This window comes from Methylosinus sp. R-45379, assembly GCF_001644125.1.
Lineage (GTDB): Bacteria > Pseudomonadota > Alphaproteobacteria > Rhizobiales > Beijerinckiaceae > Methylosinus.
The window spans coordinates 1-23,906 of the sequence record NZ_LUUM01000266.1; the positions used below are offsets into that span (position 1 = coordinate 1).

General features: G+C 64.9%; 27 protein-coding genes and 1 tRNA gene. 14 read left to right on the forward strand and 14 right to left on the reverse strand.

Translation table 11 applies throughout. The features are described 5' to 3' along the window. A complete protein-coding gene (locus tag A1351_RS15865) occupies positions 1-1,194 on the reverse strand; it encodes a deoxyguanosinetriphosphate triphosphohydrolase (RefSeq protein WP_064033432.1) in 1,194 nt (397 codons plus the stop codon). 129 nt (positions 1,195-1,323) lie between these two features. On the opposite strand from A1351_RS15865, the gene erpA reads away from it, so the two are divergent. The 4 genes from erpA (at position 1,324) to A1351_RS15885 (ending at position 3,162) form a co-directional block, all read left to right on the forward strand. Next, a complete protein-coding gene (gene erpA, locus A1351_RS15870) occupies positions 1,324-1,668 on the forward strand; it encodes an iron-sulfur cluster insertion protein ErpA (RefSeq protein WP_064033433.1) in 345 nt (114 codons plus the stop codon). Positions 1,669-1,707: 39 nt separating this feature from the next. Continuing rightward, complete coding sequence (locus A1351_RS15875; protein ID WP_024879870.1) at positions 1,708-2,604, forward strand: sugar kinase; 897 nt, start codon at positions 1,708-1,710, stop codon at positions 2,602-2,604. A 90-nt stretch (positions 2,605-2,694) separates the two neighbouring features. Further along, positions 2,695-2,770 (forward strand) — tRNA-Asn (locus tag A1351_RS15880). A gap of 65 nt (positions 2,771-2,835) precedes the next feature. Then, positions 2,836-3,162 carry a polyhydroxyalkanoic acid system family protein gene (locus tag A1351_RS15885; RefSeq protein WP_064033434.1) on the forward strand — a complete coding sequence of 109 codons (327 nt, stop codon included), beginning with the start codon at positions 2,836-2,838 and terminating at the stop codon, positions 3,160-3,162. A 4-nt stretch (positions 3,163-3,166) separates the two neighbouring features. On the opposite strand, the gene A1351_RS15890 is transcribed toward A1351_RS15885, so the two are convergent. Next, on the reverse strand, positions 3,167-3,469 hold the full coding sequence (locus A1351_RS15890; protein ID WP_064033449.1) for a DUF1153 domain-containing protein: 303 nt from the start codon (positions 3,467-3,469) through the stop codon (positions 3,167-3,169). A 214-nt stretch (positions 3,470-3,683) separates the two neighbouring features. Here A1351_RS15890 and A1351_RS15895 point away from each other — a divergent pair, with 214 nt between their 5' ends. Continuing rightward, on the forward strand, positions 3,684-4,046 hold the full coding sequence (locus A1351_RS15895) for a hypothetical protein (RefSeq protein WP_024879867.1): 363 nt from the start codon (positions 3,684-3,686) through the stop codon (positions 4,044-4,046). On the opposite strand, the gene A1351_RS15900 is transcribed toward A1351_RS15895, so the two are convergent. After that, on the reverse strand, positions 4,040-4,501 hold the full coding sequence (locus tag A1351_RS15900; protein WP_018265133.1) for a response regulator: 462 nt from the start codon (positions 4,499-4,501) through the stop codon (positions 4,040-4,042). The genes A1351_RS15895 and A1351_RS15900 overlap by 7 nt on opposite strands. Before the next feature lie 120 nt (positions 4,502-4,621). Between A1351_RS15900 and A1351_RS15905 the strand changes: the two genes are divergently transcribed. Then, entirely contained in the window at positions 4,622-5,737 is a 1,116-nt protein-coding gene (locus A1351_RS15905) for a PAS domain S-box protein (RefSeq protein ID WP_064033435.1), read from the forward strand. Between the two features lie 29 nt (positions 5,738-5,766). Next, on the forward strand, positions 5,767-6,474 hold the full coding sequence (locus A1351_RS15910) for a glutathione binding-like protein (protein WP_026598556.1): 708 nt from the start codon (positions 5,767-5,769) through the stop codon (positions 6,472-6,474). A 6-nt stretch (positions 6,475-6,480) separates the two neighbouring features. On the opposite strand, the gene A1351_RS26010 is transcribed toward A1351_RS15910, so the two are convergent. From A1351_RS26010 to A1351_RS15920, 3 genes are all read right to left on the reverse strand, one after another. Beyond that, positions 6,481-6,615, reverse strand: coding sequence for a hypothetical protein (locus A1351_RS26010; RefSeq protein ID WP_256388647.1), 135 nt, complete (start codon positions 6,613-6,615; stop codon positions 6,481-6,483). 111 nt (positions 6,616-6,726) lie between these two features. Then, positions 6,727-8,829 carry an ATP-dependent DNA helicase RecG gene (recG, locus tag A1351_RS15915; RefSeq protein ID WP_024879864.1) on the reverse strand — a complete coding sequence of 701 codons (2,103 nt, stop codon included), beginning with the start codon at positions 8,827-8,829 and terminating at the stop codon, positions 6,727-6,729. Between the two features lie 65 nt (positions 8,830-8,894). After that, on the reverse strand, positions 8,895-9,668 hold the full coding sequence (locus A1351_RS15920) for an SDR family oxidoreductase (protein WP_024879863.1): 774 nt from the start codon (positions 9,666-9,668) through the stop codon (positions 8,895-8,897). A 390-nt stretch (positions 9,669-10,058) separates the two neighbouring features. On the opposite strand from A1351_RS15920, the gene A1351_RS15925 reads away from it, so the two are divergent. Then, positions 10,059-10,742, forward strand: a complete 684-nt coding sequence (locus tag A1351_RS15925) for an outer membrane protein (RefSeq protein ID WP_245267298.1) — start codon at positions 10,059-10,061, stop codon at positions 10,740-10,742. A 59-nt stretch (positions 10,743-10,801) separates the two neighbouring features. Here A1351_RS15925 and A1351_RS25455 read toward each other — a convergent pair whose 3' ends face one another. Next, positions 10,802-10,945, reverse strand: coding sequence for a hypothetical protein (locus A1351_RS25455; protein ID WP_198022764.1), 144 nt, complete (start codon positions 10,943-10,945; stop codon positions 10,802-10,804). Positions 10,946-11,222: 277 nt separating this feature from the next. On the opposite strand from A1351_RS25455, the gene A1351_RS15930 reads away from it, so the two are divergent. Then, complete coding sequence (locus A1351_RS15930) at positions 11,223-11,585, forward strand: hypothetical protein (RefSeq protein WP_064033436.1); 363 nt, start codon at positions 11,223-11,225, stop codon at positions 11,583-11,585. Between the two features lie 117 nt (positions 11,586-11,702). After that, a complete protein-coding gene (locus tag A1351_RS15935) occupies positions 11,703-12,086 on the forward strand; it encodes a hypothetical protein (protein WP_024879859.1) in 384 nt (127 codons plus the stop codon). 16 nt (positions 12,087-12,102) lie between these two features. On the opposite strand, the gene A1351_RS15940 is transcribed toward A1351_RS15935, so the two are convergent. From A1351_RS15940 to A1351_RS15950, 3 genes are read right to left on the reverse strand one after another with little or no spacing between them, the layout of a single operon-like run. Further along, complete coding sequence (locus A1351_RS15940) at positions 12,103-13,917, reverse strand: serine/threonine-protein kinase (RefSeq protein ID WP_064033437.1); 1,815 nt, start codon at positions 13,915-13,917, stop codon at positions 12,103-12,105. 12 nt (positions 13,918-13,929) lie between these two features. Further along, on the reverse strand, positions 13,930-14,799 hold the full coding sequence (locus A1351_RS15945; RefSeq protein WP_024879857.1) for a protein phosphatase 2C domain-containing protein: 870 nt from the start codon (positions 14,797-14,799) through the stop codon (positions 13,930-13,932). Between the two features lie 15 nt (positions 14,800-14,814). After that, positions 14,815-16,623 (reverse strand): trypsin-like peptidase domain-containing protein, encoded by a 1,809-nt coding sequence (locus A1351_RS15950; protein WP_024879856.1) that lies wholly within the window; start codon positions 16,621-16,623, stop codon positions 14,815-14,817. Between the two features lie 205 nt (positions 16,624-16,828). On the opposite strand from A1351_RS15950, the gene A1351_RS15955 reads away from it, so the two are divergent. Next, on the forward strand, positions 16,829-17,059 hold the full coding sequence (locus tag A1351_RS15955; protein WP_024879855.1) for a hypothetical protein: 231 nt from the start codon (positions 16,829-16,831) through the stop codon (positions 17,057-17,059). Between the two features lie 54 nt (positions 17,060-17,113). Then, positions 17,114-18,694: a glucan biosynthesis protein gene (locus A1351_RS15960; protein WP_024879854.1), complete on the forward strand. Its 1,581-nt coding sequence runs from the start codon at positions 17,114-17,116 to the stop codon at positions 18,692-18,694. Positions 18,695-18,699: 5 nt separating this feature from the next. Here A1351_RS15960 and A1351_RS15965 read toward each other — a convergent pair whose 3' ends face one another. From A1351_RS15965 to A1351_RS15975, 3 genes are all read right to left on the reverse strand, one after another. Continuing rightward, complete coding sequence (locus A1351_RS15965; protein WP_064033438.1) at positions 18,700-20,082, reverse strand: glycosyltransferase family 1 protein; 1,383 nt, start codon at positions 20,080-20,082, stop codon at positions 18,700-18,702. Between the two features lie 415 nt (positions 20,083-20,497). Continuing rightward, positions 20,498-21,109 (reverse strand): copper chaperone PCu(A)C, encoded by a 612-nt coding sequence (locus tag A1351_RS15970; protein ID WP_064033450.1) that lies wholly within the window; start codon positions 21,107-21,109, stop codon positions 20,498-20,500. Between the two features lie 68 nt (positions 21,110-21,177). After that, positions 21,178-21,741 (reverse strand): hypothetical protein, encoded by a 564-nt coding sequence (locus A1351_RS15975; protein ID WP_024879851.1) that lies wholly within the window; start codon positions 21,739-21,741, stop codon positions 21,178-21,180. A gap of 245 nt (positions 21,742-21,986) precedes the next feature. On the opposite strand from A1351_RS15975, the gene A1351_RS15980 reads away from it, so the two are divergent. Continuing rightward, positions 21,987-22,463: a MarR family winged helix-turn-helix transcriptional regulator gene (locus A1351_RS15980; protein ID WP_064033439.1), complete on the forward strand. Its 477-nt coding sequence runs from the start codon at positions 21,987-21,989 to the stop codon at positions 22,461-22,463. 75 nt (positions 22,464-22,538) lie between these two features. Here the strand turns inward: A1351_RS15980 and A1351_RS15985 are convergent, their stop codons facing one another. Next, positions 22,539-23,237 (reverse strand): hypothetical protein, encoded by a 699-nt coding sequence (locus A1351_RS15985; RefSeq protein WP_064033440.1) that lies wholly within the window; start codon positions 23,235-23,237, stop codon positions 22,539-22,541. A gap of 217 nt (positions 23,238-23,454) precedes the next feature. Between A1351_RS15985 and A1351_RS15995 the strand changes: the two genes are divergently transcribed. Then, positions 23,455-23,901, forward strand: coding sequence for a hypothetical protein (locus A1351_RS15995; RefSeq protein ID WP_245267295.1), 447 nt, complete (start codon positions 23,455-23,457; stop codon positions 23,899-23,901). The last annotated feature ends 5 nt before the right edge of the window (positions 23,902-23,906 follow it).

The following is a 23,906-nucleotide window of genomic DNA, read 5'->3' on the forward strand; positions in this document are numbered from 1 at the left end:
TCAGCCCAAGGACATTTTCTCCCCGAACAGCTTGCGATATTCGCCGAGCGCGTAGCGGTCGGTCATTCCGGCGATGTAATCGGCGACATGGCGGGCGCGGGCGGCGCTCTCCTCGACGCGGGCGAGCTCGGCCCATTCCGGCGGCATTTGCGCCGGATCGTCGAAATAGACGGGGAAAAGCCGCGAGATGACCTGCTCGGCGCGGTCCCAGACGCCCACGACTTTCTCATGCCGATACATTTTGGGGAAGAGAAAGGCCTTGATCGAGCGATCGGCCTCGGCCATGGGCGGCGAGAAGGCGATCGTCGCCACGCCGGCGCGGCGCACATCCTCGACGCTTTTCGCCCCGACGAGGCGCAGGCGCTTCTCCGATTGGATGATGGCGTCCTCGACAAAGCGGGTGATGACGCGCCGGCCCAGCTCGTGAATGACCCGCGTGCGCTCCAGCGCGCCATAGACGGCGCGTATCTCGTCCAGCATCACGCCGATGAAGGGCACGGCGGCGATATCCTCGAGCGAGAACAGGCCGGCGCGCAGCCCATCGTCTATGTCATGGGCGTCATAGGCGATATCGTCGGCGAGAGCGGCCGCCTGCGCCTCTGCGCCTGCGAAACTGTCCAGCTCCAGCGGAAACAGCGCGTCGAACTCCGCCACATAAGGAGCGAGCGCGCGATTCGAGCGCGGGCCGCGCAAAGGTCCATTGTGCTTGACGAGGCCTTCCAGCGTCTCGAAGGTGAGGTCCAGCCCGTCATAGCGCGCGTAGCGGCGCTCGAGCAAAGTGACGACGCGTAGAGCCTGGGCGTTGTGATCGAAGCCGCCATAGGCCTCCATGCAGCGCTGAAGCGCATGCTCGCCGGCATGGCCGAAGGGCGTATGGCCGAGATCATGGGCCAGCGCCACCGCCTCGGCGAGGTCCTCGTCCAGCGCCAGCGCGCGGGCCAGCGCGCGGGCGATCTGCCCCACCTCGATCGTATGGGTCAGCCGCGTGCGGAAATGATCGCCATCCAGCGGCACGAAGACCTGCGTCTTATGCGCGAGGCGGCGAAAGGCCGTCGAATGGATGATACGGTCACGGTCGCGCTGGAACTCGCTGCGCGTCGGCGAGGCCGATTCGGGAAACAAGCGCCCGCGCGAGGCCGCAGGATCGCTGGCGTAGGGGGCGCGGACGCGGACGGCGGGATCTTCGATCGCCAATCGTCTGCTCCTGTCATTGCAAGGTTACGCGGGCGGCCATATTTTCGCTTCGCATATCCCGCCCGACCCAGGGAGCGCAAGCGAGCTGGCCGGCGCGGAAAAAACCAAGAAAGAGGAAGGCGCCCCAAGATGAGCGACACCGCGACGATTGCGAAGATCGAAATGAGCGAGCGTGCGGCCGAGCGCATTCACGCCATTCTCGCCGGCGAGGCCGATGCGACGGCGCTGCGGCTTTCGGTCGACGGCGGCGGCTGCTCCGGCCTTCAATACGCCTATACGGTCGAGACAGAGCCCAAGCTGGACGATATCGTCGTCGAGCGCGATGGGGCGAAGCTCGTCATCGATTCGATTTCTGCTGCCTATATAGCCGGCGCGCGCGTCGATTATGTCGAGGATCTGATGGGCCAATCCTTCCGCGTCGAGAATCCCAACGCCACCGCCTCCTGCGGCTGCGGCTCCAGCTTCTCGGTCTGACGGCGCCCCCTCCTCCGCTCCTCCTTTCGGAGTCCTCGATTGCAGTCTCTGTTCATCGGCCATTCCTATATCGACGTGACCATGCGCACGCAGGTCATGCCCAAGGGCGACGAGAAGGATGTGGCGGAGGATTACGCCGTCTCCTTCGGCGGCAACGCCGTGACCGCCGCCTTCGCCTGCTCCAAGCTGGTCGGCGACGGCGTCGATCTGCTGACGCAGCTCGCGCCCGACTGGCTCGGCCATATGTTCATGGATATGGCCGCGACCTATGGGCTGCGCGTGCATCCGCGCCGGGTGCGCCGCTCGTCCCTGTCCTTCGTGCTGCCCAAGGACGGCAAGCGCGCGATTCTGCGCGCCCGCGACAATAATTTCCTCGAGGACTTCCCGCGTCTCGATCTGACCGGAGTCCGCGCCCTGCACAGCGACGGGCATATCGCCGACGCGGCTCTCCATTACGCGCGCGCCTGCCGCGAATCGGGCGCGTTGACCTCGCTTGACGGCGGCGCGCTGCGGTCGGGAATCACCGATCTGCTGGAATTCATCGACGTCGCCATCGTCGCCGAGCGGCTCTGCGAGCAGATGACGCTCTCGGAGGCCGACATGCTGGCCTTTTTGAAGAGCAAGGGCTGCCGCATCGGCGGCGTCACCAATGGCGAGCGCGGCATGCTCTGGTACGACGAGAATGGCGAGGTGCAGCGCCTGCCCTCGCTCCCCGTGCCGGCGGAGCGCATCGTCGACACATCCGGCGCGGGCGATGTGTTCCACGGCGCCTATATGGCGTCCTATCTCCAGCGGCCGGAAGCGCCCTGGCGCGAGCACTTCCACTTCGCCCGCGCGGCCTCGGGATATAAGATTCAGCACCTGGGCAATGAGGCGGGCCTGCCGTCGCAGAATGACATAGTAGCGACACTCGCGCTTTTTCCCCCTGCCGATTGAATGGCTTGTGGGAAGCCCGAAAGAAATCGAGAAAGGCGGAGAACAGGGCTTGGCAAGAGTGCTTAGAGCTTGCTATATGCCCGGCACCGTTCCCCGATAGCTCAGCCGGTAGAGCAAGCGACTGTTAATCGCTGGGTCGCAGGTTCGAGTCCTGCTCGGGGAGCCAGTAATCATCCCGCCCCTGTGAAATCCGCCCCGCGGTGCCTAGATTGGCGGCACGGGAGCCTCGCTATGCAAAAATCCATCGTCATCAGCGTTAGCCATGATCTCGGCGTCGAGACCGCGCGGGCGCGCGTCGCCGCTGGGCTCGAGCAGCTGCGGCGGGACTATGTGGACAAGCTCGCGCATTCCGAGGTCGTCTGGACCGGGAACGCCGCCGATCTGAAGGTCGGCGCCTTCGGCCACAATATGCAGGCGCGCATAGAGGTGCTCGCCGATTCGCTGCGCATAGAGATCTGGCTGCCCTGGCTGCTGGCGGCGCTGGCGGGACCGATTCAGACCGCGCTCGCCCATCATGCCGGCGAGGCCCTGCGGATCGAGCACAAGCCGCAGGGCTGACAGGTCAACGCTTGCCGGCGGCGAGCCGCGCCGCGCGGCGGCGATAATATTGCAGACGAGTCGTGCGCAAGCTATCGACGCCATGGCGGTCGATGAAGCTCGCCCAGGCATTGAACTCGTCCGGCGTCAACGAATAGCGCCGACAGACCTCGTCGAGCGAGACGACGCCGCTACGCACCGCCGCCACCACCTCGGCCTTGCGGCGCACCACCCAACGCGTCGTCGGCGGCGGCAGACAGGCGCAGGCGATTCGATTCGCGGCGTTGTCGCCGGCGGGATCGAACGTCGTCGGATCAAGCGTCATCATGGCGCCGCTCCACAAAAGGAATTTTCGCATCACATCGCGAAAAACAAGCCGCCGCCTCGGGCGGCGAGATCTGTGACACTTCCAGCAAAGGCTGAAAAAAGCGTTGCGGCGCGCGCAAGCGAGAGAGAGGAGCTTAACCACATCCGTTTGCGCCGCCGGCCAGCGGCCGCGCCATGGTCTAGACTAGGCTTCCATTCGCAATCGGAGGCGTCCCATGTCGAAAGCCCTGCTCGTCGCATCGATCGTCTTCGCAGGCGTCGCAATCGCGACCTCGGCGCTCGCAGAGCCATTCGCGCGGGACCGCGAGGGCGGCGCGGGGCCTTCGCGCGCGCAGGCCGCCGAGCAGCGACGCGATCTATGGGAGGCGCGCGAGCGGGCGCGCGAGCAGCGCCGGCTTCAGCGCGAGCGGCAGAGATACGCCCCTCCCTCGGGCCAGAACGCCGGCGGCCCGGCGCCTTACGGCTATGGCGCGCCTTACGGCGGCGGTTATGGCGGCGGCGATTACGTCAATCCGCCGCCGCGCCAGGCGCCGCCGCCATCGCCGCGCGGGCTGCACGACGGCCTCTGGTATTACTGACGCGTCGCCGGCTCGCCGCGCCGCTCCAACGCCGAGCTCACGATCTCCAGCGCGATGGCGAGCAGCGCCTCAGCGTCATTGGGCTTGACGAACACCTTGTCGGCGCCGGCCCGCATCGCCTCCTCATGGATCGACGGCGCGGTGGAGGTTGTCAGCACGAAAACCGGCAGCTCCTTCAGCAGAAGCGAGCGGCGCAGCGACTTCAAGAACTTCACGCCATCGAGCCGCGGCATGTTGAGGTCCAGCACCAGCACATCCGGAAGCTTGTCCGTGATCTCCTCGCGCGACACGAGAAAGATCGCGTCCAGCCCATTGTCGACCTGCTCGCATTCGATGTCGCGCTCCAGCAAGGAGCGCACGGAATCGAGGGCTCGCTTGAACAGGAAGACGTCGTCCTGATCGTCCTCGATGATCAATACGCGGCAGGCCCGATTCTTCGTCTCGACAGCGGACATCACAATCCCCATCTTCTCGACTTGCGCTCGTTTCTCAGACGCTGTTTCCTATAAATAGGATGCGGTCGCCCCGCGCGCAGCAACGAGCGCTACCAAATGCGCGCGACGAGGGGTGCGAGGATGAGCTTCGACAGCATAGGCGACGATCATTTTCGCCTCGCGGTAGAGTCGGCGCCTGCCGCCATGATCGTCAGCAGCGCCGATGGACTCATCCAATTCGTCAACGCGGAGACCGAGCGTATGTTCGGTTATCGTAGCGACGAACTGGTTGGAAAGTCCATCGATATTCTCGTCCCCGCGCGCATGCGGGCGGCGCATTCCTCCTTGCGCCAGAGCTTTCTCGCGCATCCGAGCAAGCGGCCGATGGGCGCCGGCCGCGATCTGAAGGCGACGCGGCGCGACGGCAGCGAGTTTCCAGTCGAGATCGGGCTGACGCCGATCGAGAGCGAGAGCGGCGCGATCGTGCTGGCGACCGTGCTCGACATCACTGCGCGGCGCGAGGCGGAGAATGCGCTGTCGCAGCGCGCGGCGGAGCTAGAGCGCGCCAATGAGCGTCTGGCGCAATTCGCCTATGTCGCCTCCCATGATCTGCAGGAGCCGCTGCGCAAGATCGCCGCTTTCGCGGATATTCTCGAGCAGGCGATCTCCAGCGCCAATGAGAACGACATGAGCTACGCCAATAGCGTGATGCGCTCCTCGGCGCTGCGCGCGCGCGAGCTGGTCGACGATCTCCTCACCTATTCGCGCGCGATCAACGATGCGCAGAATGTGCAGGAGCTCGATCTGCGCGACGAAATAGACCTCGCTGTCGACGACCTCTCCGAGGCGATCGCGGAGAGCGGCGCACGCATGCGCATAGAGGCGCCGCATGTCGCCTTTCGCGCCGACCGCTCGCAATTCGCGCGGCTGACGCATAATATCGTCTCCAACGCGCTCAAATATCGCAAGCAAGATTGCGCGCCGGAGATCGTCATTCAGGCGACGCAGAACGAGCGCGAGATCGTCGTCGCCTTCGTCGATAATGGCATAGGCTTCGAGAGCAAATATGCGCAGCTCGTTTTCGAGCCGTTCAAGCGGCTGCATCCCAAGGGCAAATATCCCGGCACCGGCATAGGCCTCGCGATCTGCAGATCCATCGCCGATCGCCATGGCTGGCGGCTGTCGGTGACATCGCAGCCGGGACAAGGATCGACTTTCTATGTCACGATTCCGTTGGGACGAGCGAATAGCGAGTAGCCCGTCCTCGCACGACACGGAGACCTCATATGATCGACCTCCATTTTTGGCCCACGCCCAATGGCCACAAGATCACGATCTTTCTCGAGGAGGCGGGGCTCGCCTATAAAATCATCCCCGTCGACATATCGAAGGGCGAGCAATTTTCTCCCGCCTTTCTCGCCATCTCGCCGAATAATCGCATGCCGGCCATCGTCGACCATGCGCCGGCCGACGGCGGCGCCGCGGTCTCGCTGTTCGAATCCGGCGCGATCCTCGTCTATCTCGCCGAGAAGACGGGGCGCTTTCTGCCGAGCGATCTGCGCGGCCGCGCGCGCGTGCTCGAATGGCTGTTCTGGCAGGTCGGCGGGCTCGGCCCCATGGCGGGGCAGAACCATCATTTCCGCAATTACGCGCCGGAGAAGATTCCCTACGCAATCGATCGCTATGTGAACGAGACCAATCGCCTCTATGGCGTGCTGGACAAGCGCCTCGCTGGACGAGACTACATCGCCGATGATTACTCCATCGCCGATATGGCCGCTTATCCCTGGATCGTTCCTTATGAGCGGCAGGGACAGTCTCTCGACGACTTTCCCAATGTGCGGCGCTGGTTCGAGGCGATGCGCGCGCGGCCGGCGGTCGAGCGCGCCTATGCGAAAGGCGAAGCCCTCTCCCGCCCGCGCGACGGCTTCACGGAAGAGGAGCGCAAAATCCTCTTCGGCCAGACGGCGGCGAACCTGCGCGGCGCCGTCTGAGCGCGTTCACTCGCCCTGCTTCTGGCGGCGCTTCTTGTTCCGCCAGGACGCGAAGAAGATGACCGCGAGAAAGACGTTGATGGCGAGGACCCATTTGTCGCTCCACGACAATTGGCTCCAGATCGTGTGCAGATAGGACAATTCGCTCTCCCTTTACGGGCGCTCGCCGCCCGTTTTTTTCATTTTCGCCGCTTTAGCGGCGCAGGTTCGGAATTTACGCGCAATGGCGCTCCCGATAAAGGCCCGGCGCGCTCATCCCGCCCGCAGCAGCTTCACCGCCTCGTCGCGCTCGAAGAGATAGAGCAGAACCCTCAGCGCCTCGCCCCGCGGGCTGGAGAGGTCCGGGTCACGGCGCAGGGTCAGCTCGACGTCGTCGCGCGCTATGGCCAGCAGCCGCGCATGGGCTGTGAGATCGGCCAGGCGGAAGCCCGGCAGGCCGGATTGCCGCGCGCCGAGAATTTCCCCCTCCCCGCGCAGGCGCAAATCCTCCTCCGCTATGCGGAATCCGTCCTCGGTCTGGCGCAGCATCACCAGCCGCGCCTTGGCCGTCTCGCCGAGCGGGCCTTTGTAGAGCAGCAGGCAGGAGGATTTGCCCGAGCCGCGGCCGACGCGCCCGCGCAGCTGATGCAATTGCGCGAGGCCGAAACGCTCGGCGTGCTCGATCACCATGACCGTCGCCTCCGGCACATCGACGCCGACCTCTATGACCGTGGTGGCGACGAGAATGCGCGTTACGCCCTGCTTGAACGCTTCCATTGCGGCGTCGCGCTCCGGGGCTTTCATGCGGCCGTGAACGAGGCCGACGATCTCGCCGAAAATGCGCGTCAGATCCTCGTGACGATCCTGCGCAGCGGCGAGATCGAGGTCCTCATTCTCCTCCACCAGCGGGCACACCCAATAGACGCGCGCGCCGGAGGCGAGAGCGCGGCGCACGCCCTCCACCACATCGCCGATGCGTGACACCGGCAGCGCGCGCGTGTCGATGGGCGAGCGGCCGGGCGGCTTCTCGTCGAGGATGGAACTGTCCATATCGCCGAAATAGGTGAGCGCCAACGAGCGCGGAATGGGCGTCGCCGTCATCACCAGAACATCGACGCTCTCGCCCTTGGAGCCGAGCGCCAAACGCTGCTGCACGCCGAAACGATGCTGCTCGTCGACGACGGCGAGGCCGAGATCGGCGAAGGCGAGCTCGCTCTGCACCAGAGCATGAGTGCCGATGACGATATCGACGGCGCCCGCCGCTATGGTCTCGTAGATTCGTGCGCGCTCGGAGGGCTTGGCTCTGCCGGTGAGCAGGCAAAGGCGCAGGCCGGCGGCTTCGGCGAGCGGCAGCAGGCGCTCGTAATGTTGGCGCGCGAGAATTTCCGTCGGCGCCATCAGCGCCGCCTGGCGGCCACATTCGACGACGCTGGCCATTGCGAGCAGAGCGACAATGGTCTTGCCGGCGCCGACATCGCCTTGCAGCAGCCGCAGCATGCGCCGCGAGGAGGCGAGATCCTCGCGTATCTCGACGAGCGCGCGCTGCTGCGCGCCGGTGAGCGCATAGGGCAACGCCGCCTCTATGACGCGCGTGATGCGTCCGTCGCCGGCGTTCTCGCGGCCCGGCTCGCGCCGCATCTTCGAGCGGATGAGCCGCAGCGCCAATTGCTGCGACAGCAACTCGTCCAGTGCGAGACGCTGGCGCGCCTTGCCGGCGGGCTCGATATCGGCCGGCGACTTGGGGTTTTGGGCCGCGGCGAGCGCTGTCGCGAAATCGGGAAGTCCATTGGCCGCCAGCACGGAGGCGTCCTGCCACTCCGGCAGCTTGGGCAGCCGCTCGAGCGCTCCGGCGACGGCGCGCTGCACGAAACGCTCTTGCAGGCCTTCTGTGAGGCCATGCACCGCCTCCGCCGGCGGCAGCTTGGCGAGGCCGGCCTCGTCCAGCACGCGATCCGGATGCACGATCTGCCGGCGCCCGTCATAGAGCTCGATCTTGCCGGAGACCCAGCGCGTCGCGCCTATGGGCAGGCTGCGCTCGATCCATTCGGCGTTGGAGAGGAAGAAGACCAACTCCGCGTCGCCGGTGTCGTCCTCGACATGAACTTTGAACGGCGCCTTCGCGTAGCGCCCCTGTGGCTTACGATGCTCGGTGACGCGCACTTTCAGCACGACGACGCGATCCGTCGGCGCTTCGGCGATGGTGGGGCGCAGGCTGCGGTCGACGAGATTGATCGGCAGATGAAACAGCACGTCGATAAGACGCGTCTCCTTGCCCGGCCGGGCGAGCAGCCGGTCGAAATGCTTGGCCGTCTTGGGGCCTATGCCCGGAAGGGCGGCGGCGCGGCCGAACAGCGGATCGAGGATCGAGGGACGCATTCGCGCCTTTTCCCCTATCGCGAAGGCTTTGTCATGCCCGGTGACGCTAATTGCCCGGCGACGCGCTAATCTGGCAGCACGTCGGGCGTTTCCCAGGCGAGATGCTGGCCGCCGTCCACGGCGATCATCTGCCCGGTGACGCTGCGCGCCTCAGCGAGAAACACCACCGCGTCGACGACGCTGGATACATCCGCCGGACGGCGCAGCGGCACGCCGCGCGCCTCCGTCTCGAAACCTTTTTGCCCATGCACGGCGTTGGGAAACACCGGCCCCGGCCCCACGGCGTTGACGCGAATGCGCGGCGCGAAAGCCTGCGCCATGGTGCGCGTCGCCGTCCACAGAGCGGACTTCGCCAGCGTATAGGTGAAGTAGCGCGGCGTTAGCCGAAACACGCGCTGATCGACGATATTGACGATCGCCCCTTCCGCCTCCTCCGGCAATTGCGCGGCCATGTCCCGCGCCAGCAGCAGCGGTGCGCGCAGATCGACGGCGAATTGCCGATCGAACACTTCGACCGAGAAATCCTGCGCGGCGTCGAGCTCGAACACAGAGGCGTTGTTGACGAGCAGCGTCACCGGCCCGAAAGCGCGCGCGGCGAGCCCCATCAGCGCCTCTGTCTCGCGCGCGTCGGAGAGATCGGCGCCGACCACCGCCGCGCGGCCGCCCTTGGCGCGGATCGCCGTGGCGGCGAGCTCCGCCTCCTCTAAGGAGCGATGCGAGGCATGCAGCACCACCGGGCGCCCGCAATGTGCCAGCCGCGCGGCGATCGCCAAGCCGATCCGCCGCGCCGCGCCCGTCACCAGAACCGGCCCCGAACCGCCTGCGCCGCCAGCGCTCATCGCCCGAATCCCCATCTTGCCGCCGTGCAAGGCAATTCTCACGCCGCGCCGGCGCGGTCAATGCGCCGCCGAGACGTAACCGCGGACGATTTTACGAATTATTAGGCAATCTCAACGGCACTATGCGACGTGATGATCGAGAGAAAATGGATAATGGCCAGAATGGCTCGGTTAATTCTAAATATAACATGGTTTCGACACAATCAATACCTTACAGCGCGCTGTGGTTTTGCTTCGCCGCGAGCGCGGGCTCGGGCGAGGAAAGGTTCCGTTAACGTGAACGATTTTAATTCGACTGAGCTCTGGCTGGGCCTTGCCACTCGCCCGCGCCGAGTTTTGTGACCGCGAGCCGAAGGCCCTTAAAGGCGCGCGAATGTGGAGTCGAGTTCGATGAGACCTATGCTGCTTCCCGCGCTGCTGGCGCCCGCCCTGCTCTGCGCCGGCGCCTCCGCCCTCGCCGCCGATCTGCCGCGGCGCTCCGCCCCCGCCACTGATTATTACAGCCCGCCGCCCGCCTTCACCTGGCAGGGCTTCTACATCGGCATCAACGGCGGCTATGCGCTGGGCTCGTTCCAGAACGGAAGCAGCAATCTGCTCGGCCAGCCGAACGGGTGGGTCGTCGGCGGCACGGCCGGCTATAATCTCACCTTCGCGCCCAACTTCCTCGTCGGCGTCGAAGGCGACTTCGATTTCAACAGCTCGAAGGACGGGCGCTCGCCTTTCGCCGGCGTCTCCGGCAATGGCTCCGTCGACAACACGCTCACCATTCGCGCGCGCGCCGGCGTCACTGTCGATCGCGCACTGCTGTTCGTCACCGGCGGCTTCGCCGGCAGCAACACGACGGCGAGCGTGAACAACGCCTTCCAGGGCTTCTACGGCCAGCAGTCGAAATTCCTCGCCGGCTGGGCGCTCGGCGCCGGCATAGAATTCGGCCTCGCGCCCAATCTCTCCGCCAAGGCTGAATATCTCTTCACCTCGGTCGGCGGCGATCGCTATTTCGATTTCTCGGCCAATTCGCTGCAGACGAATATCGACACATCGACGATCCGCGGCGGCCTCAACTATCACTTCTAGTCGAAACGGCAGCGCCGATCCCGCCGAAGGGCGGGGTCGGCTCGCTCAGCTTTCGGCGCTCAATGCGCGTGCGGCCTGCTCAAGGCGCTAGCGCCGGCTTTGAACAGCAGATAGCCGACGATCGACACGGCGGCGACAGCGATCACCACGGCTTCCGCGAGCAAGGTGAAAACGATCGGATCATTGGCTCCGTAAATGGACATTGCCGATTCCTCCAGTCGCCTGTGCGATATTTCGAGACGCCAGGCTTGCATGAGACATTAGGCCTTCGGCGGCGCGCGACGAGCGCGCGCGTGGCCGCAGCGTCAATCGACCGCAATCACGAAAATCTCAGACAAAACGCTACGAATTTGATTTTCGTCAAAAGACTCATCGCTGCGTCGCATCGAAAGAAACGCACTCGCCGCTGCGGATCGGCGACATAGGTTCAACCGCGTTCGCGCACATTCGTTCCAAGCGCAGACGAAGGAGAACCGCATCATGAGCACAGTCGTCAGATTGTCGTTGATCTGCGCCTCGGCGCTCGTCATCGGCGCGCTCGGCGCCGACGCCGCCGTCGCCAAGGAGAAGCGCTGTCGGCAAGTTTGCGAGGACAGAACCGAGTACGAGCCGCAATATGAGCAGCCGACTTGCGAGCACAGGACGAGCTATGTGCGCCGCATCGTCGAGCGCCGGACGGTCTATGTGGCCCAGCCTGAGGTGGTGGCGACGCCGGTGATCGCTTATCCTGCCTACTCCTACGGCTATGGCTACCCGTACGGCTATAGCGGCTACGGAGGAGGCTACGGCGCCGGCTATGGCCTCATCGGCGCGAGCTTCGGCGGCTGGGGCTGGGGCTGGTAGATTTGGCTGAGCCGCGGCGCGACCCGAATTGTCGCGCCGCGAGCGAGGCAGAGCGCGTTTGACAATGTCGAGGCCGCACCTGATAGTTCAAGCGGGGAATTTTTCAGGCTGGCGAAGATGATCGACGAAAATAGTGGCGAACAGCATTACGAATCCTCATCGAAGGATTTGCCGAAACTCTCCCGCCGTGGGCTGCTGACGGGGCTCCTCGCGCTGCCCATCGCCGCGCTCGACGCCGGTTCCGCCAATGCGCAATATATCGGCTTCGGCCCCTTCCGGCTGCATCTCGGGCCGACAGGCGGCGGTTATGGCGGCGGAGGCGGAGGCAGCTATCGCCCGCGCAGACCCGCGCGCCATGTCGGGCACCATCAAAGCGGCGGCGGCGACGCGCGTCACGCCTCACGGCGCGGCCGTCATGGCGGCGGAGGCGGAGGCGGCGGCGATAATGGCGGCGGAACATCCACCAAAGGCGCGACCGGGCTCGGCAAGGCGGATTACTGATCTGCCAAGCGCAGCGTCAATATTTGCCAGATTTGCGGAGCGCCTCGAGCGCCTCCGCAGCGCCCGGAAAATCCTGGGTCTTGGCGAGGCGAAACAGATCGCCCGCCTTTTTCGCGTCTTTCTTCAGCACATTGGGCACGCCCTTCTCAAAGGCCTTGCCCAGCCAGAATTGGCCGCGCGGATTATTCTGGTCCGCCGCTTTCTTATACCAGCGCAGGGCCTCCTCGACATTCTCGCCGCCGTCGGCGTCGCCGTTCTGATACATATTGCCGAGCACCGCCTGCGCCTCGGGGAAGTCTTTGTCGGCGGCTTTCTTGATCCATTTGAAGGCTGTCGGAAGATGTTGCGGCCGCCCCTGCCCTTTCAGCGCAATCATGCCGATGATGAATTGCGCCTCGCGCTCGCCTGAAGCGGCGAGAGACTCGCCGATCGACGAAGCGCGGTCGAACTCTTTCTCCTTCACCGCTCTGCGTAGATCGGCGATCGTCGAAGACGTGCCCAGGGACGCCTGCTCGACGGCCGCGGTCTTCTGGCCGGGCACTGTCGAGGGCTGGCAATCGGCGATGCTGAAGCCTTCATTGCATTTGGGCTTGGCTGGCGGCGCATCATTCGTCGGCGCGGCCAGACGCTCGATCTCGTTTCGCACCGGCTTGATCTCGCCGGTCTGGCCGAAATCCAGAGTCTTTGCCGTCTGGCGACGCTCGCTCTCGAGCTCCGCGGTCGTGCGGCGCTCGCGCTCGGCCTTCTCGAACTCGCGCCTCCTGTTGAGGCCCTCGCCGCCGTCGCCGCTGAACAGCAGAGGCGCGACGGCCGCGAACGCAAGAACCGCCACGGACACGCCCTGCAGCGCCGGATGCAGCGATTTGAAGCGTCGCACCAGCGAGCTCGAACGGCTCTTGGCGACGGCCAGAGCGACGGACGGCAGAGAGGCGGCGGAGCCGGCGCTCGCGCTCGTCTGCGTCGCCCTATCGAGAAGATGAGCCGGGCTCTGCACAATGGATGTGGCGTCGACGCGCAAGACGGTCGCGCCAATGGCGTCGCTGAAGGCGCGGATCGACGGATAGCGCTGCTCCGGCCGTTTGGCGAGCGCCTTCATGAGCGCGGCTTCCAGCTCCGGCGTCACGCCAGGAATGCGCGGCACCAGCGGCGGCGGATCTCTGCCGATCTGCGCTTGCAGCAGCTCCACCTCGTCGAACCCGGCGAAGGGCGCTGCGCCGGAGAGAATCTCATAGAGAACGACGGCGAGCGCATAGAGATCGCTGCGCTCATCGCCCTCGCTGCCGCGACGCTGCTCGGGAGCCATATAGAGCGGCGTGCCGATCGCCGTGCCGGCGCGCGTCATGCGCACGCTGCCTTGCACGCGGGCGATGCCGAAATCCATGATCTTCACGCGGCCGTCATTGCCGATCATCAGATTGGACGGCTTTATGTCGCGATGGATCACGCCCATCTGATGCGCATAGGCGACGCCATCGGCCGCCTGCGAGATGATGGCGAGACATTCCTTCACGCCGAGCGGTCCGCCGCGCTCGCGCAGCACATCGTCGAGCGCGCGGCCGCGCACCAGCTCCATCACCATATAGAGCTCGCTGCCCTCGGGCAGCAGCGAATAGAGCGTGGTGATATTGGGATGGTTGAGGCGCGCGAGGCTCTGCGCCTCGGCCTTGAAGCGCCCGACGAATTCGGGATCCTGCGTCAGCTCGGGGCGCAGCGATTTGATCGCCACCTCGCGATCGATGAAAGTGTCGAAGGCGACATGCACCTTGCCCATCGCGCCGGTTCCGAGCAGCTCGACGATCCGGTAATGGCCGATCATTCTCTGGTCGCTCATGACGCTGTGCCTCTATCGAACGACGATGACGCGCGTCGGCGGCGCGCCGTCCGCGACGACGGGAATCTTCTGCGTCGCAGCCTGATCGCGCGCCCCCGGCGGCGGCGCGACGATCTGAAACACGCCGACGGAAATATTGTCGTGCCCGCCCGCCGCGAGGGCGGCCTCCACCAGCAAATGGCAGGAGTCCTGCGGCGCGCGATCGGGAACGACGGCGGCGAGCTCCGCCTCGGAAACGAGATTGGAGAGGCCGTCCGAGCACAGAATGATCGCGTCGCCGATCGCGAGCGGCAGACCCTCGGACCATATGGTCGGCGCGACCTCCTTGCGCGTTCCCACCGCCTGCAGAATGACATTGCCGCCGGGGCTGCGCTCGGCCTCCTCCTGCGTCATCACACCCTCGCGCACCAATTGCGCGTGGAGCGTCTGATCGTCGGAGAGCTGCGTCACCTCACGGCCGCGCAGCATATAGGCGCGGCTGTCGCCGACATGGGCGAGCCACAGTCTTCCGTCGCGAATGACGACAGCTGTGCAGGTCGTGCCCATGCCCTTGCATTCGGGCTCGCGCGCGCTCTGCTCGAAGATGGCGCGATTGGCGGCCTCGAAGGCCGCCTTCAACGCGCGCGGCGGCTCGACGTCGAGCGAGTAGAACACGCGCCGCACGACTTCCGTCGCGAGCGCGCTCGCCACCTCGCCGGCGGCGTGGCCGCCCATGCCGTCAGCGACGATGGCGAGATAGCCCTGTCTCGCCTCCGGCGCGCCCGGCGCGGGCGCGACAAAGGCGACGCTATCCTCATTGGAGGAGCGCACGCGGCCGACGTCCGTCCGCATCGCGCCGACGACGCGGAAAGCGCCCAATGGAGCCTCGCGCCCCGTCGCCATTTTCTCGACCTTCGATCAGTTGCGCTGCGCGCGCAGCAGGTCGCGCCCGAATTTGATCGGCACGGCGAGCGTCACGCGCGCGTCGCCGCGGCTGCGGCTGTAGGTGAACAGGCCGATGACCTTGCCATTGGCGTTGAACACCGGCCCGCCGCTATTGCCGGAGCCGGTGGCCAGCACGCTGAGCTGAATGCGCTCGCCGGCGCTGGTCAGCGTGACGCCGTCCTTCTCCTTATAGCCGGTGGAGAGCTTGGAGACGATGCCATCCGTCACCGTCGCCTCGGGAATGACCTCGTTCTGAACGCGCGTCAGGCCGTTCTCCACCGTCACCTGACGCTGGACATTCTCCACCGAAATGCCGGGATAGCCGAGCACGATGACCTTCTCGCCGATCGTCACCTGATCGTCGTCGGCGAGCTCGACCTTCTCGAGGAGCTGCGGCGAGTCGATCTTGATGAGCGCCGCGTCGGAATCCGCCGAAGCGCGCACCAGCGCGGCGTTGACGCCGAGGCGAGCGCCGGGGAAACGCACCTCGAGCTGCTCATTGCGGCCCTCGAAAGTGCGCTGCTCATTGCGCGTCATGTCGGGAATATTGTTGCGGCCGATCGGAATGGCGACGCTCGACGGGAAAATGACTCCGCCCGCTTCCGGCACCCACATGTTGAGATCGGCGTAATCCTCGGATTCGAGATCGATGACCCCGATAGGCTTCCGCAGCTTCGCGTTCTTGGCGCCCGGACCGCCGCCGAGATCGAACACATAGCCGAGGCGCGGCGAATCGTAGGTCACCTTCCAGCCAGCGGCGACATGCTTATTGGTGAGCAGATAGCCCTGCTCGCTGATGACGAAGCCGGAGCCCCGCCCGGCGCCGGCGATCTGCAGATTGGAGCGCTGATCGTCCTCGAGCGTCAGCCAGCGCACGACCTTGCCATTGGGCAAGCGCACATAGGCGGGCAGCGTGTCCTTTCCGAACCGGAAGGTCTGATGGAAGATCGGCTTGCCCGTCTGTGTGTCGAAGAGGCGCCAGCGCAGATCGACGCGCGCGGTGGCGTTGGAATATTTGTTGTAGATGTCGAGCGGCGTCATGCCGATGAGATTGGTCTTCACCTCGCCCTGCAGCGCGGCGCTACGCTGATCGGCGTGCTTGGCGTCGGCCTTCACATCGGCGAGATCGGCCTGATGGCGCTCGTCGTCCTTGATCTGCTTCCAATAGACGGCGCCGCCGCCGAGCGCGATGAAGGCGAGCAGTCCCGCCGCCACGGCGCCCCAGGTGCGGCTCACCGAGCGACGCTCCTCGACGATCAGCCGCTGCACCGTCTCCTGGCCGACGCCGGCCTTGTGCGGGTGCGCCTGGGTCGATGTCGAGCTTATCTGGGCGACGGCGGTGGAGGCCGCCGTCTGCGCCGTCTCGATCAGCCGGGTCGCGGCGGAATCATCTATGCCGATGACGCGCGTGCGCGCCGCGAAGCTGGCCGGCCGCGGCTGCAGATCGAAGGTGAATTTCGGCCCCTTGGCGCCGCCGAGCTCGATCTTGTCCTCGGGCAGCAGCTCCGCGTTCTGCGAGATGCGCTGGCCGTTGAGGAAAGTGCCATTGCTGGAATTGAGGTCGATCAGCTCGAACTTCAGATCGTCGCCTTCGCCCTCGATGCGGATGACGGCGTGCTGCCGGCTGACGACGCCGTCTATGGTGGGGTCGAAAGCGATTTTCGATGTCGGATCGCGGCCGATGGTGATCTCTTTCAGATCGCCGATCGGAAGCTGCTCGATCTGATTGGCCTTCGACCCCGACAAATGTCGAATGACGACGCGCTCGACGACTCCGCCCATAGTACCGCCCCTGAAATAACAGCGACTTTGCTTCAGCGCGCGAAAAAAACAAAAAAAGCGCCTGCGTCGCCCCCATTTACAGGATACCAGCGGCGCACGGCGCATCGCAAGGGGCGTTCGGCCGCCGCTCGAGCGCCGACTTGCGCCGGGCGGGCCGATCGTATAGCAGGTTCCGCTGGACGATGAGCCCGGAGTCCCTCGCCCGATGAGCAAGAAACCGTTGAACCTGGTGCATTTGTCGACGCTGGTCGCAGTCGCGATCCTGGTCGGCACGGAGCTGGTCGCGACCTCCTGGGCGGCCGGCTGGGCGCTCGGCGGCCTGTTTCAGCTCGATCCGGCCGTCAGCCGCATTTTCGAGATCGTCTTCGCGCTGGCCGGCTTGGTCGGCCTGTATTTCTTCATGCGCACCGCCGTCCGCCACGAGCCTATCCGCTGATTTTTCGACCCTAGGCCGACGACAAGCGCTTCCCCGCCCAGCGAGGTTCCCCGCATGATCGACGACACCGATCGCCGCTCCTTTCTCAAGGCTGCGGCGGCTACAGGCGCGCTCGGCGCATTGGGCGCCGACGAGGCCGAAGCCCAGCCCATTCCCGGCCGTCTCGATCTCGGGCCGGCGGAACCCTTCTCCTTCGAGCGTCTGAAGGAGACCGCGCGCCGCCGCGTAGCGGAGCCCTTCCGGCCGCCGAGCCAGCCCGATCCGGAGATCACCTCCAAGATCGACTACGAGGCCTGGGGCAAGATCAGCTACGACACGAATTACGCGCTCACCACGGGCGCCGGCCGCTTCCCGGTCGAATTCTTCCACCTCGGCATGTTCTTCAAAAAGGCCGTGCGCTTCTATGCGGTGGAAGGCGGCGAAGCGCGCGAGGTGCTCTACAACCCCAAATATTTCGACATGCCGGAGGATTCGATCGCCCGTCGTCTGCCGCCGGGCGCGGGCTTTGCGGGCTTTCGCATTCAAGAGCCCAAGGACGGCCCGCTCGACTGGCGCAAGAATGATTGGGTCGCTTTTCTCGGCGCGTCCTATTTCCGCGCCATCGGCGAATTGCGCCAATACGGGTTGTCGGCGCGCGGCGTCGCGCTCGACACTTGGGTCTCCGGCCGGCCGGAGGAGTTTCCCGATTTCACCAATGTCTATATCGGCACGGAGACAGAAGACGGGCTGCCGCTGCATCTCCTGCTCGAAGGCCCCTCCATCGTCGGCGCGTTTCGCATCCTGGCGAAGCGCGGCAAGGGCGTTACGATGGACGTCGATTGCTCGCTGCATTTGCGCGGCTCCTTCGAGCGTTTCGGCATAGCGCCGCTCACCTCCATGTATTGGTTCTCCGAGACCAAAAAGCCCACCGCCGTCGACTGGCGGCCGGAGGTGCATGATTCCGACGGCCTCGCAATGTGGACCGGCCGCGGCGAGCGTCTGTGGCGCCCGCTCAACAATCCCGATCGCGTGATGGCTTCGGCCTTCGGCGACGAAAATCCGAAAGGCTTCGGCCTGCTGCAGCGCGACCGCAATTTCGATCATTATCTCGACGGCGTTTTCTATGACCGCCGCCCGAGCGTGTGGATCGAGCCCAAAGGCGATTGGGGCAAGGGAACGATTCAGCTCGTCGAGATTCCGACCGACGACGAGATCCACGACAATATCGTCGCCATGTGGGTTCCTGCGAAGCCCGCCGTTCCCGGCTCGTCTTTCGACTTCTCATATCGCCTGCATTGGCTCGCCGACGAGCCCGATCCGACGCCGCTCGCGCGCTGCGTGGCGACGCGGCTCGGCAATGGCGGCCAGCCCGGCAAGCCGCGCCCCAAAGGCGTGCGCAAATTCATGGTGGAGTTTCTCGGCGGACCGCTCGCGCGCCTACCCTTCGGCGTGAAGCCGGAGCCGGTGCTCTGGTCCTCGCGCGGAAGCTTCTCCTACATCTACACGGAAGCTGTGTTCGACGGCGTGCCGGGACATTGGCGCGCGCAATTCGATCTCACCGTCGATGGACATGATCCCGTCGAGATGCGGCTCTTCCTCACGCATAAGAACGAAGTGCTATCGGAGAACTGGCTCTTCCAATATCACCCGTTCTGAGGGCCTCAGCGCGCCTCCACGGCGACGTTTTCCGCGAACCGCGCGGGATAGTCCCCCTCGCGCAGAATGCGCGCCAGCGCCTCCGCGGAGCGGCGCCAGGACAATATGTCGCAGGCAGGCGCAGCGGGCGGAGAGGTGAGCGCCTCCTTCAACCGGGCGAGCAGAGCGTCGCTGTCGCCCGGATCGAAATAGGACGCCCAGTCGCCGCCGACCTCGCGAAACACGGGAATATCGCTCGCTATGGCGCGCGCGCCGAAATGCGCCGCCTCGACGAGCGGCAGGCCGAAGCCTTCGGCGATGGAGGGAAACACGAGCGCATGCGTGCGCTCGTAGAGATAGCGCAGATCGGAGTCGCTCGCGCCGCGCAGCCAGAACAGGCGACGGCCGAATTCAGGATGCTCCAGAATACGCCGCTCGAGCGCGCGCACATTCCAGCCTTTCGAGCCGACGATGACATAGCGGACATCGGCGCCCTGCTCCCACCAGCGATCGAAGGCGCCGAGCGCGACCGCATGGCCTTTACGCGGCTCCAGCGTGCCGACGCTGAGAAAAAGCGGCTGTCCTCCCGCCGCCGCCTCGACGGCGTGCGGTGACGGCGTCTCGTCGCCGGGCGCGCGAAAATCCGCGCCGAGCGGCCACCAGCCGAGCCGCAAGCCGCGCTTGCATGGCAGCCCACGCTCCCGCGCATAGGCCTGGAAATCATCGATGACCGCCTTGGAGATGCCGACGATCGCGTCACTCTCGCGAATGAGGAGATCGAACCATTCCACAAAGGCCCGATGCGCGGAATTCGTCACCACGGAGGGATAGAGGATCGGAATGAGATCGTAGAGGCAGCCGATCGTCTCGCCGCCGGCCTGCGCGACAATTTCGATCATTCGCGAATATTCCGCCGTGAGATGCCAGCCGGCGTCGAGCAGCAGAAATTTATCGCCGGCGGCCGGCGTCACCTCGTCTGGAAGATTGTCATGTGTGAAATGGGAAAAGAGCCGCCCATCCTCCATGAAGACGGGAATTCCGGCGCCGCTCTCGACCATCGCGCGCGCGATCTCGCGAACGACACGCTGAATGCCGGTGCGGCCTATGGTGCGATGTGTCGCCGTCATATCGACGAGCAGCCGCGCCTGCATCGCAGGCGGCGGAATATCACCGACGAGCGCTGTGCGCCACGCGCTCGCCTTATCGTCGCTCGGCTTTCGCCATACGCCGTCATGCAGGCGGCCGAGGCCGAGCAGGCGCGTCACCGTCCAATAAAGCTCGCGGGCGCGTGCATAGACGAACTTGGTGACGTCGTCGACCTCGCTGCGCGCGAGCTCGTCGATCTCCGCCTTCATCTCATGCAGAAGAAAGGCCTCTATACGGCCATCGCCCGACGTTCTTTCGACCATATGCTCGCGACCTCGCCTGTGATGGTCGCGGACAATAGCGGCACGATCGAGCTAATCCAAATGCGCATTCGGCGCGCGTGGGCCGCCGAATGCGAGGACGCCGGCCGTGATCGCTGACGGATCGCGACCGGCGTAGCGCCAGCGAGAGTGTCCCGCTCAGCCCCCGTGGGAAATGATGGGGGCGAAATGAACCAAGGTGATGATCAGCGCGATCGCGCCGATGAACCACGCCAGAGACTTGACGATGTCCTTCCCAGAGGTCTGCAGAGCCATTTTCTTCTCCATTGGTACGCCGCCGCTCGTTGTTTCGAATTGGCTGCGTGCAGAGGCGTCAGGGGTCGCAGCTTGACCTATCGAATGGCGACATATTGCGTCGCGCGCAAGTTAATTTTTCGAGCAGCGTCGGGAAAAGGGCTCACTGCTGCGCCGGCTGCGGCTCGCCGACGCCCGGCTGCGCCTCACCCTGGCCCTTGGGCTCCTCATGGCCCGAACGATGGTCCTCGGCCGGCGCTTCGCCGGCCTGTGGCGTCTCATGCGCCTTCTCCCATCTCTCCATTGCTTCCGCATCATGCGCATGCGCGGCGTCCGGCGCGTCGATCGCCGCGTCGATGAGCAAATCACCGGCCTTCTCGAACACCAGAGTGAGCTCGAAGCCCCAGCCGACGGGGTTGATTTTCTTTATGCCCGAGAGATGGACGAAGGAGCCGCCGGGTGCGAGCGTCACCTTCGAACCATTGGGAAAGAAGATCGCATCTGCCGCGACCGCGAATTGCGGAGCGACATGCAGATCGAAGCCGCCGATCTCGGAAGATTTCACCCCGATGAGACGATCGGCGGCGTCGCCGCGATTATAGACGACCATGAACAGATTGGCGTCGCTCTCGCCGTCGCGTGGCGCGCGCAGCCAAGGATGCTCGACCTTGATGCCGCCTTTTTCATATTCATGCGCGCTCGCGCGAGAGAGGCCGCTCGCAGCCAGCGCAGCGCCTCCGGTCAAAAACAGAACGCGCCGTCGATCGATAGACATGCCCGCCTCCCTTTCGGCGCGCCGCAGGATCGCGGCGTCGCGCACAATGACGAAAGAAGCCGCCGCGATCACGCTCGCGGCGGCTTCGCCTTGAAAGAGTTTTTGTACCAGAGTCCGAATCCGACCAGTCCCAGCGCCGCAAAAAATGTCGCGATGGTGATGTTGCGGCTCTCGGTCTCGCCGACGGAGAAGGGAAAGCGCGAGACATATTCTTTCGTCCCGTCGTCGGTCTTCGCCTTCACCAGGCCGATGAACTTTCCCTTGTTCTTGAAGTCGTATTCGAAGTTGAGCGTGCCGGTGCGATATTTCTTCGCCGGCACATAGGTCTCTGTGTTCTTCTCGAGGTTCTCGTCGTCGCTCGCCTGACCGACGTCGCGCAGAATGCGGATCTCCAAATTCATGTCGCGCAGCTCATCCTGCACAGCGTCGAGCACGATGATGGTCGGGCCGACATCGGGAATGTCGTCGCAGAATTGCTCGCGCGATTTCAGCGGCTGATAGCCAGTGAAATTCATCTGATCGGGTCCGATCTTCATCTTGCATTGGCCTTCGTCGATGCTGACGCCGCCATGCGCCTGCGCCTGCGTCGCCATGCCGACGAAAATCGCGGCGGCAAAAAATCGAACGATCATGTCTCTCTCCCGATCGCGCGTCTTTAAAGGGGCGCGCTTTTCCCCGAGCGCCGCCGCCGCATCGGCTGCTCATCGTGACACGATGAATATAGATCGTATAGCGATATAAATGCAAGCGCGCGCGCCCGCTGCGCCGCCTGGCCGCGACGGTCCCGGGCGGAACGCCTTGACCCCGCGCGGGGCGAAGGCCATCATGGGCGCTTGGCCGACGATCGCGGGCAGCGAATCCGAGGAGAATGAGAAAAATGTCGACGGCGCTCGAGAGCCGCCCTCAGGAAGCCGATGACGACGGCCGCCCCTCCGAGGAGGAGCTTCGCGCGCTCGCCGATTTCCGCTATGCGCTGCGGCAATTTCTCGCCTTCAGCGAGCAGGCGGCCGCGGATGTCGGCCTCACCATGCAGCGCTACCAAGCGCTGCTCGCCATCAAGACGTTTCGCGAGGGGGCGCATATCAGCGTCGGCGAGCTCGCCGAGCAATTGCTGATCCGCGATCACAGCGCCGCGGAGCTGGTCTCGCGTCTCGAGCAAGCCAAGCTCGTCAAGCGTAAGAGCGATCCTCTCGATCGACGCCGCTCGCTCATCGTGCTGACGACGCTCGGCGACCGCCGGCTGGCGCAGCTCGCTTTCGTGCATTTGCGCAAGCTGCGCGCCGACAAGAACGCCTTTCTGCATCTCTTCGACACGCAGGCGGACAGCCTGTCGCAGGATCCACCGACGCGCTGACGCGGCGCGCTTCGTCACGCGCTCGACGACCCCCGGAGCCGTCTTCGTCACGGCTCCGAGAGACGAGCGGCCAGATCAGGACTGCGACGACGACCACGGACGCATGAAGCTCAGCACCGTCGCGCTCAGCGTGCTGCCGGTGAGCACGACCGTCGCGCCGAGCGCCAGCAGAGCCACGAGATTGAGCACGAGATCATTGGTGTTTCCCGCGACGGCGAGAACGCCCAGCACGATCGCGGCCAATCCGGCCAGCGCCTGAATGCCCGCCGAGCCAGAGGCCATCTCGCTCGCCAGAAACTCGCCGCCGACATTCTGCGACTGCACGGCTTCGCTCTTGGCCTGCGCATGGCGCAGCGTGTAGAGATGCCACACGGCGTTGCTGCTGAGCACGAGCGCCGTGCCGAAAGCGATCGTCGCGACAGGAGTCAGCACGCCGGAATTGATGCCGAGCAATGAGAGAACGCCGAGCACAATTCCCGCCGCTCCCACGAGGAAGACGGCCGAGAGGCTGCCGCCTCCGAAATGCTCGAAATTCGCAGTCTTCGCGCCCGCGGGGAAAATGATCTGCGCATATTCCGACAGCATAGCGCCGCCTTGAATGAGCAGAGCGACGCCGAACACGATCGTCGCTATGCCGGCCATGAGCGGCGGATTGACTCCGGCGAGCCCACACACGGCGAGAACTATCGTTGCGATGCCTCCCACCGCATCGACGAGACCGCCATAGACTGCGGCGTTTTCTTGCACTGTCGCCTCTCGGAAGGTCATGGACATGAGGATCTCCGTTCCTGCAGCCCGTCCTGCAACCCCGCGAAGCATCTAGTCGCGCGGTCCGAGCCGGCAAGAGCGACGATCGCGCCCGTCGACGCGAGCGTCGCCATATCGACGCCGACAGCGGAAAGCCGCAGGAACCAATCTTCGTCGAACGTGTTCAGTCGAGTCGGGGATTTGTTTTGTCGGGCGAAAGGCCCCATTGGCGACGGAGGGCGTGATGAAATACAGGACTCTCGAAGAAATAACGAAACTTGCGGGCGTCGAGCCTGTCGAGGCGAAGCGTGAGCAGGCGTCGCTGCGTCGCGCGCGCTTGGAGCGGCTCGCCACTCTCATCGAAGCGCATGTCGGACGCATCCGCCTCTTCTCGATGATGGAATATGTGCCCGTGAAGGAGCGCGTGAAGCTTCGCCAGGACGAGTCGCCCTTGTCGATCGCCTTTCGCGACGCCGCCTTTCGCGAGGACGGCTTGAAAGGCGACAAGCTCGGCGATGCGATCGACTTTTTCCAGCTCTCCATGCGCGAGGCGCATCACATTTTCTGCGATTGCAATTATTCCGGCGCGATCACGCCCGGCGCCGTCGCCGCTCGCGCACGTTCCGTCGCGGAGAAGAAGTCGCTGGGCGAGTTATGGCGCAGCTTCACGCAGCGTCTCGGCCTGGCCTGACGAGG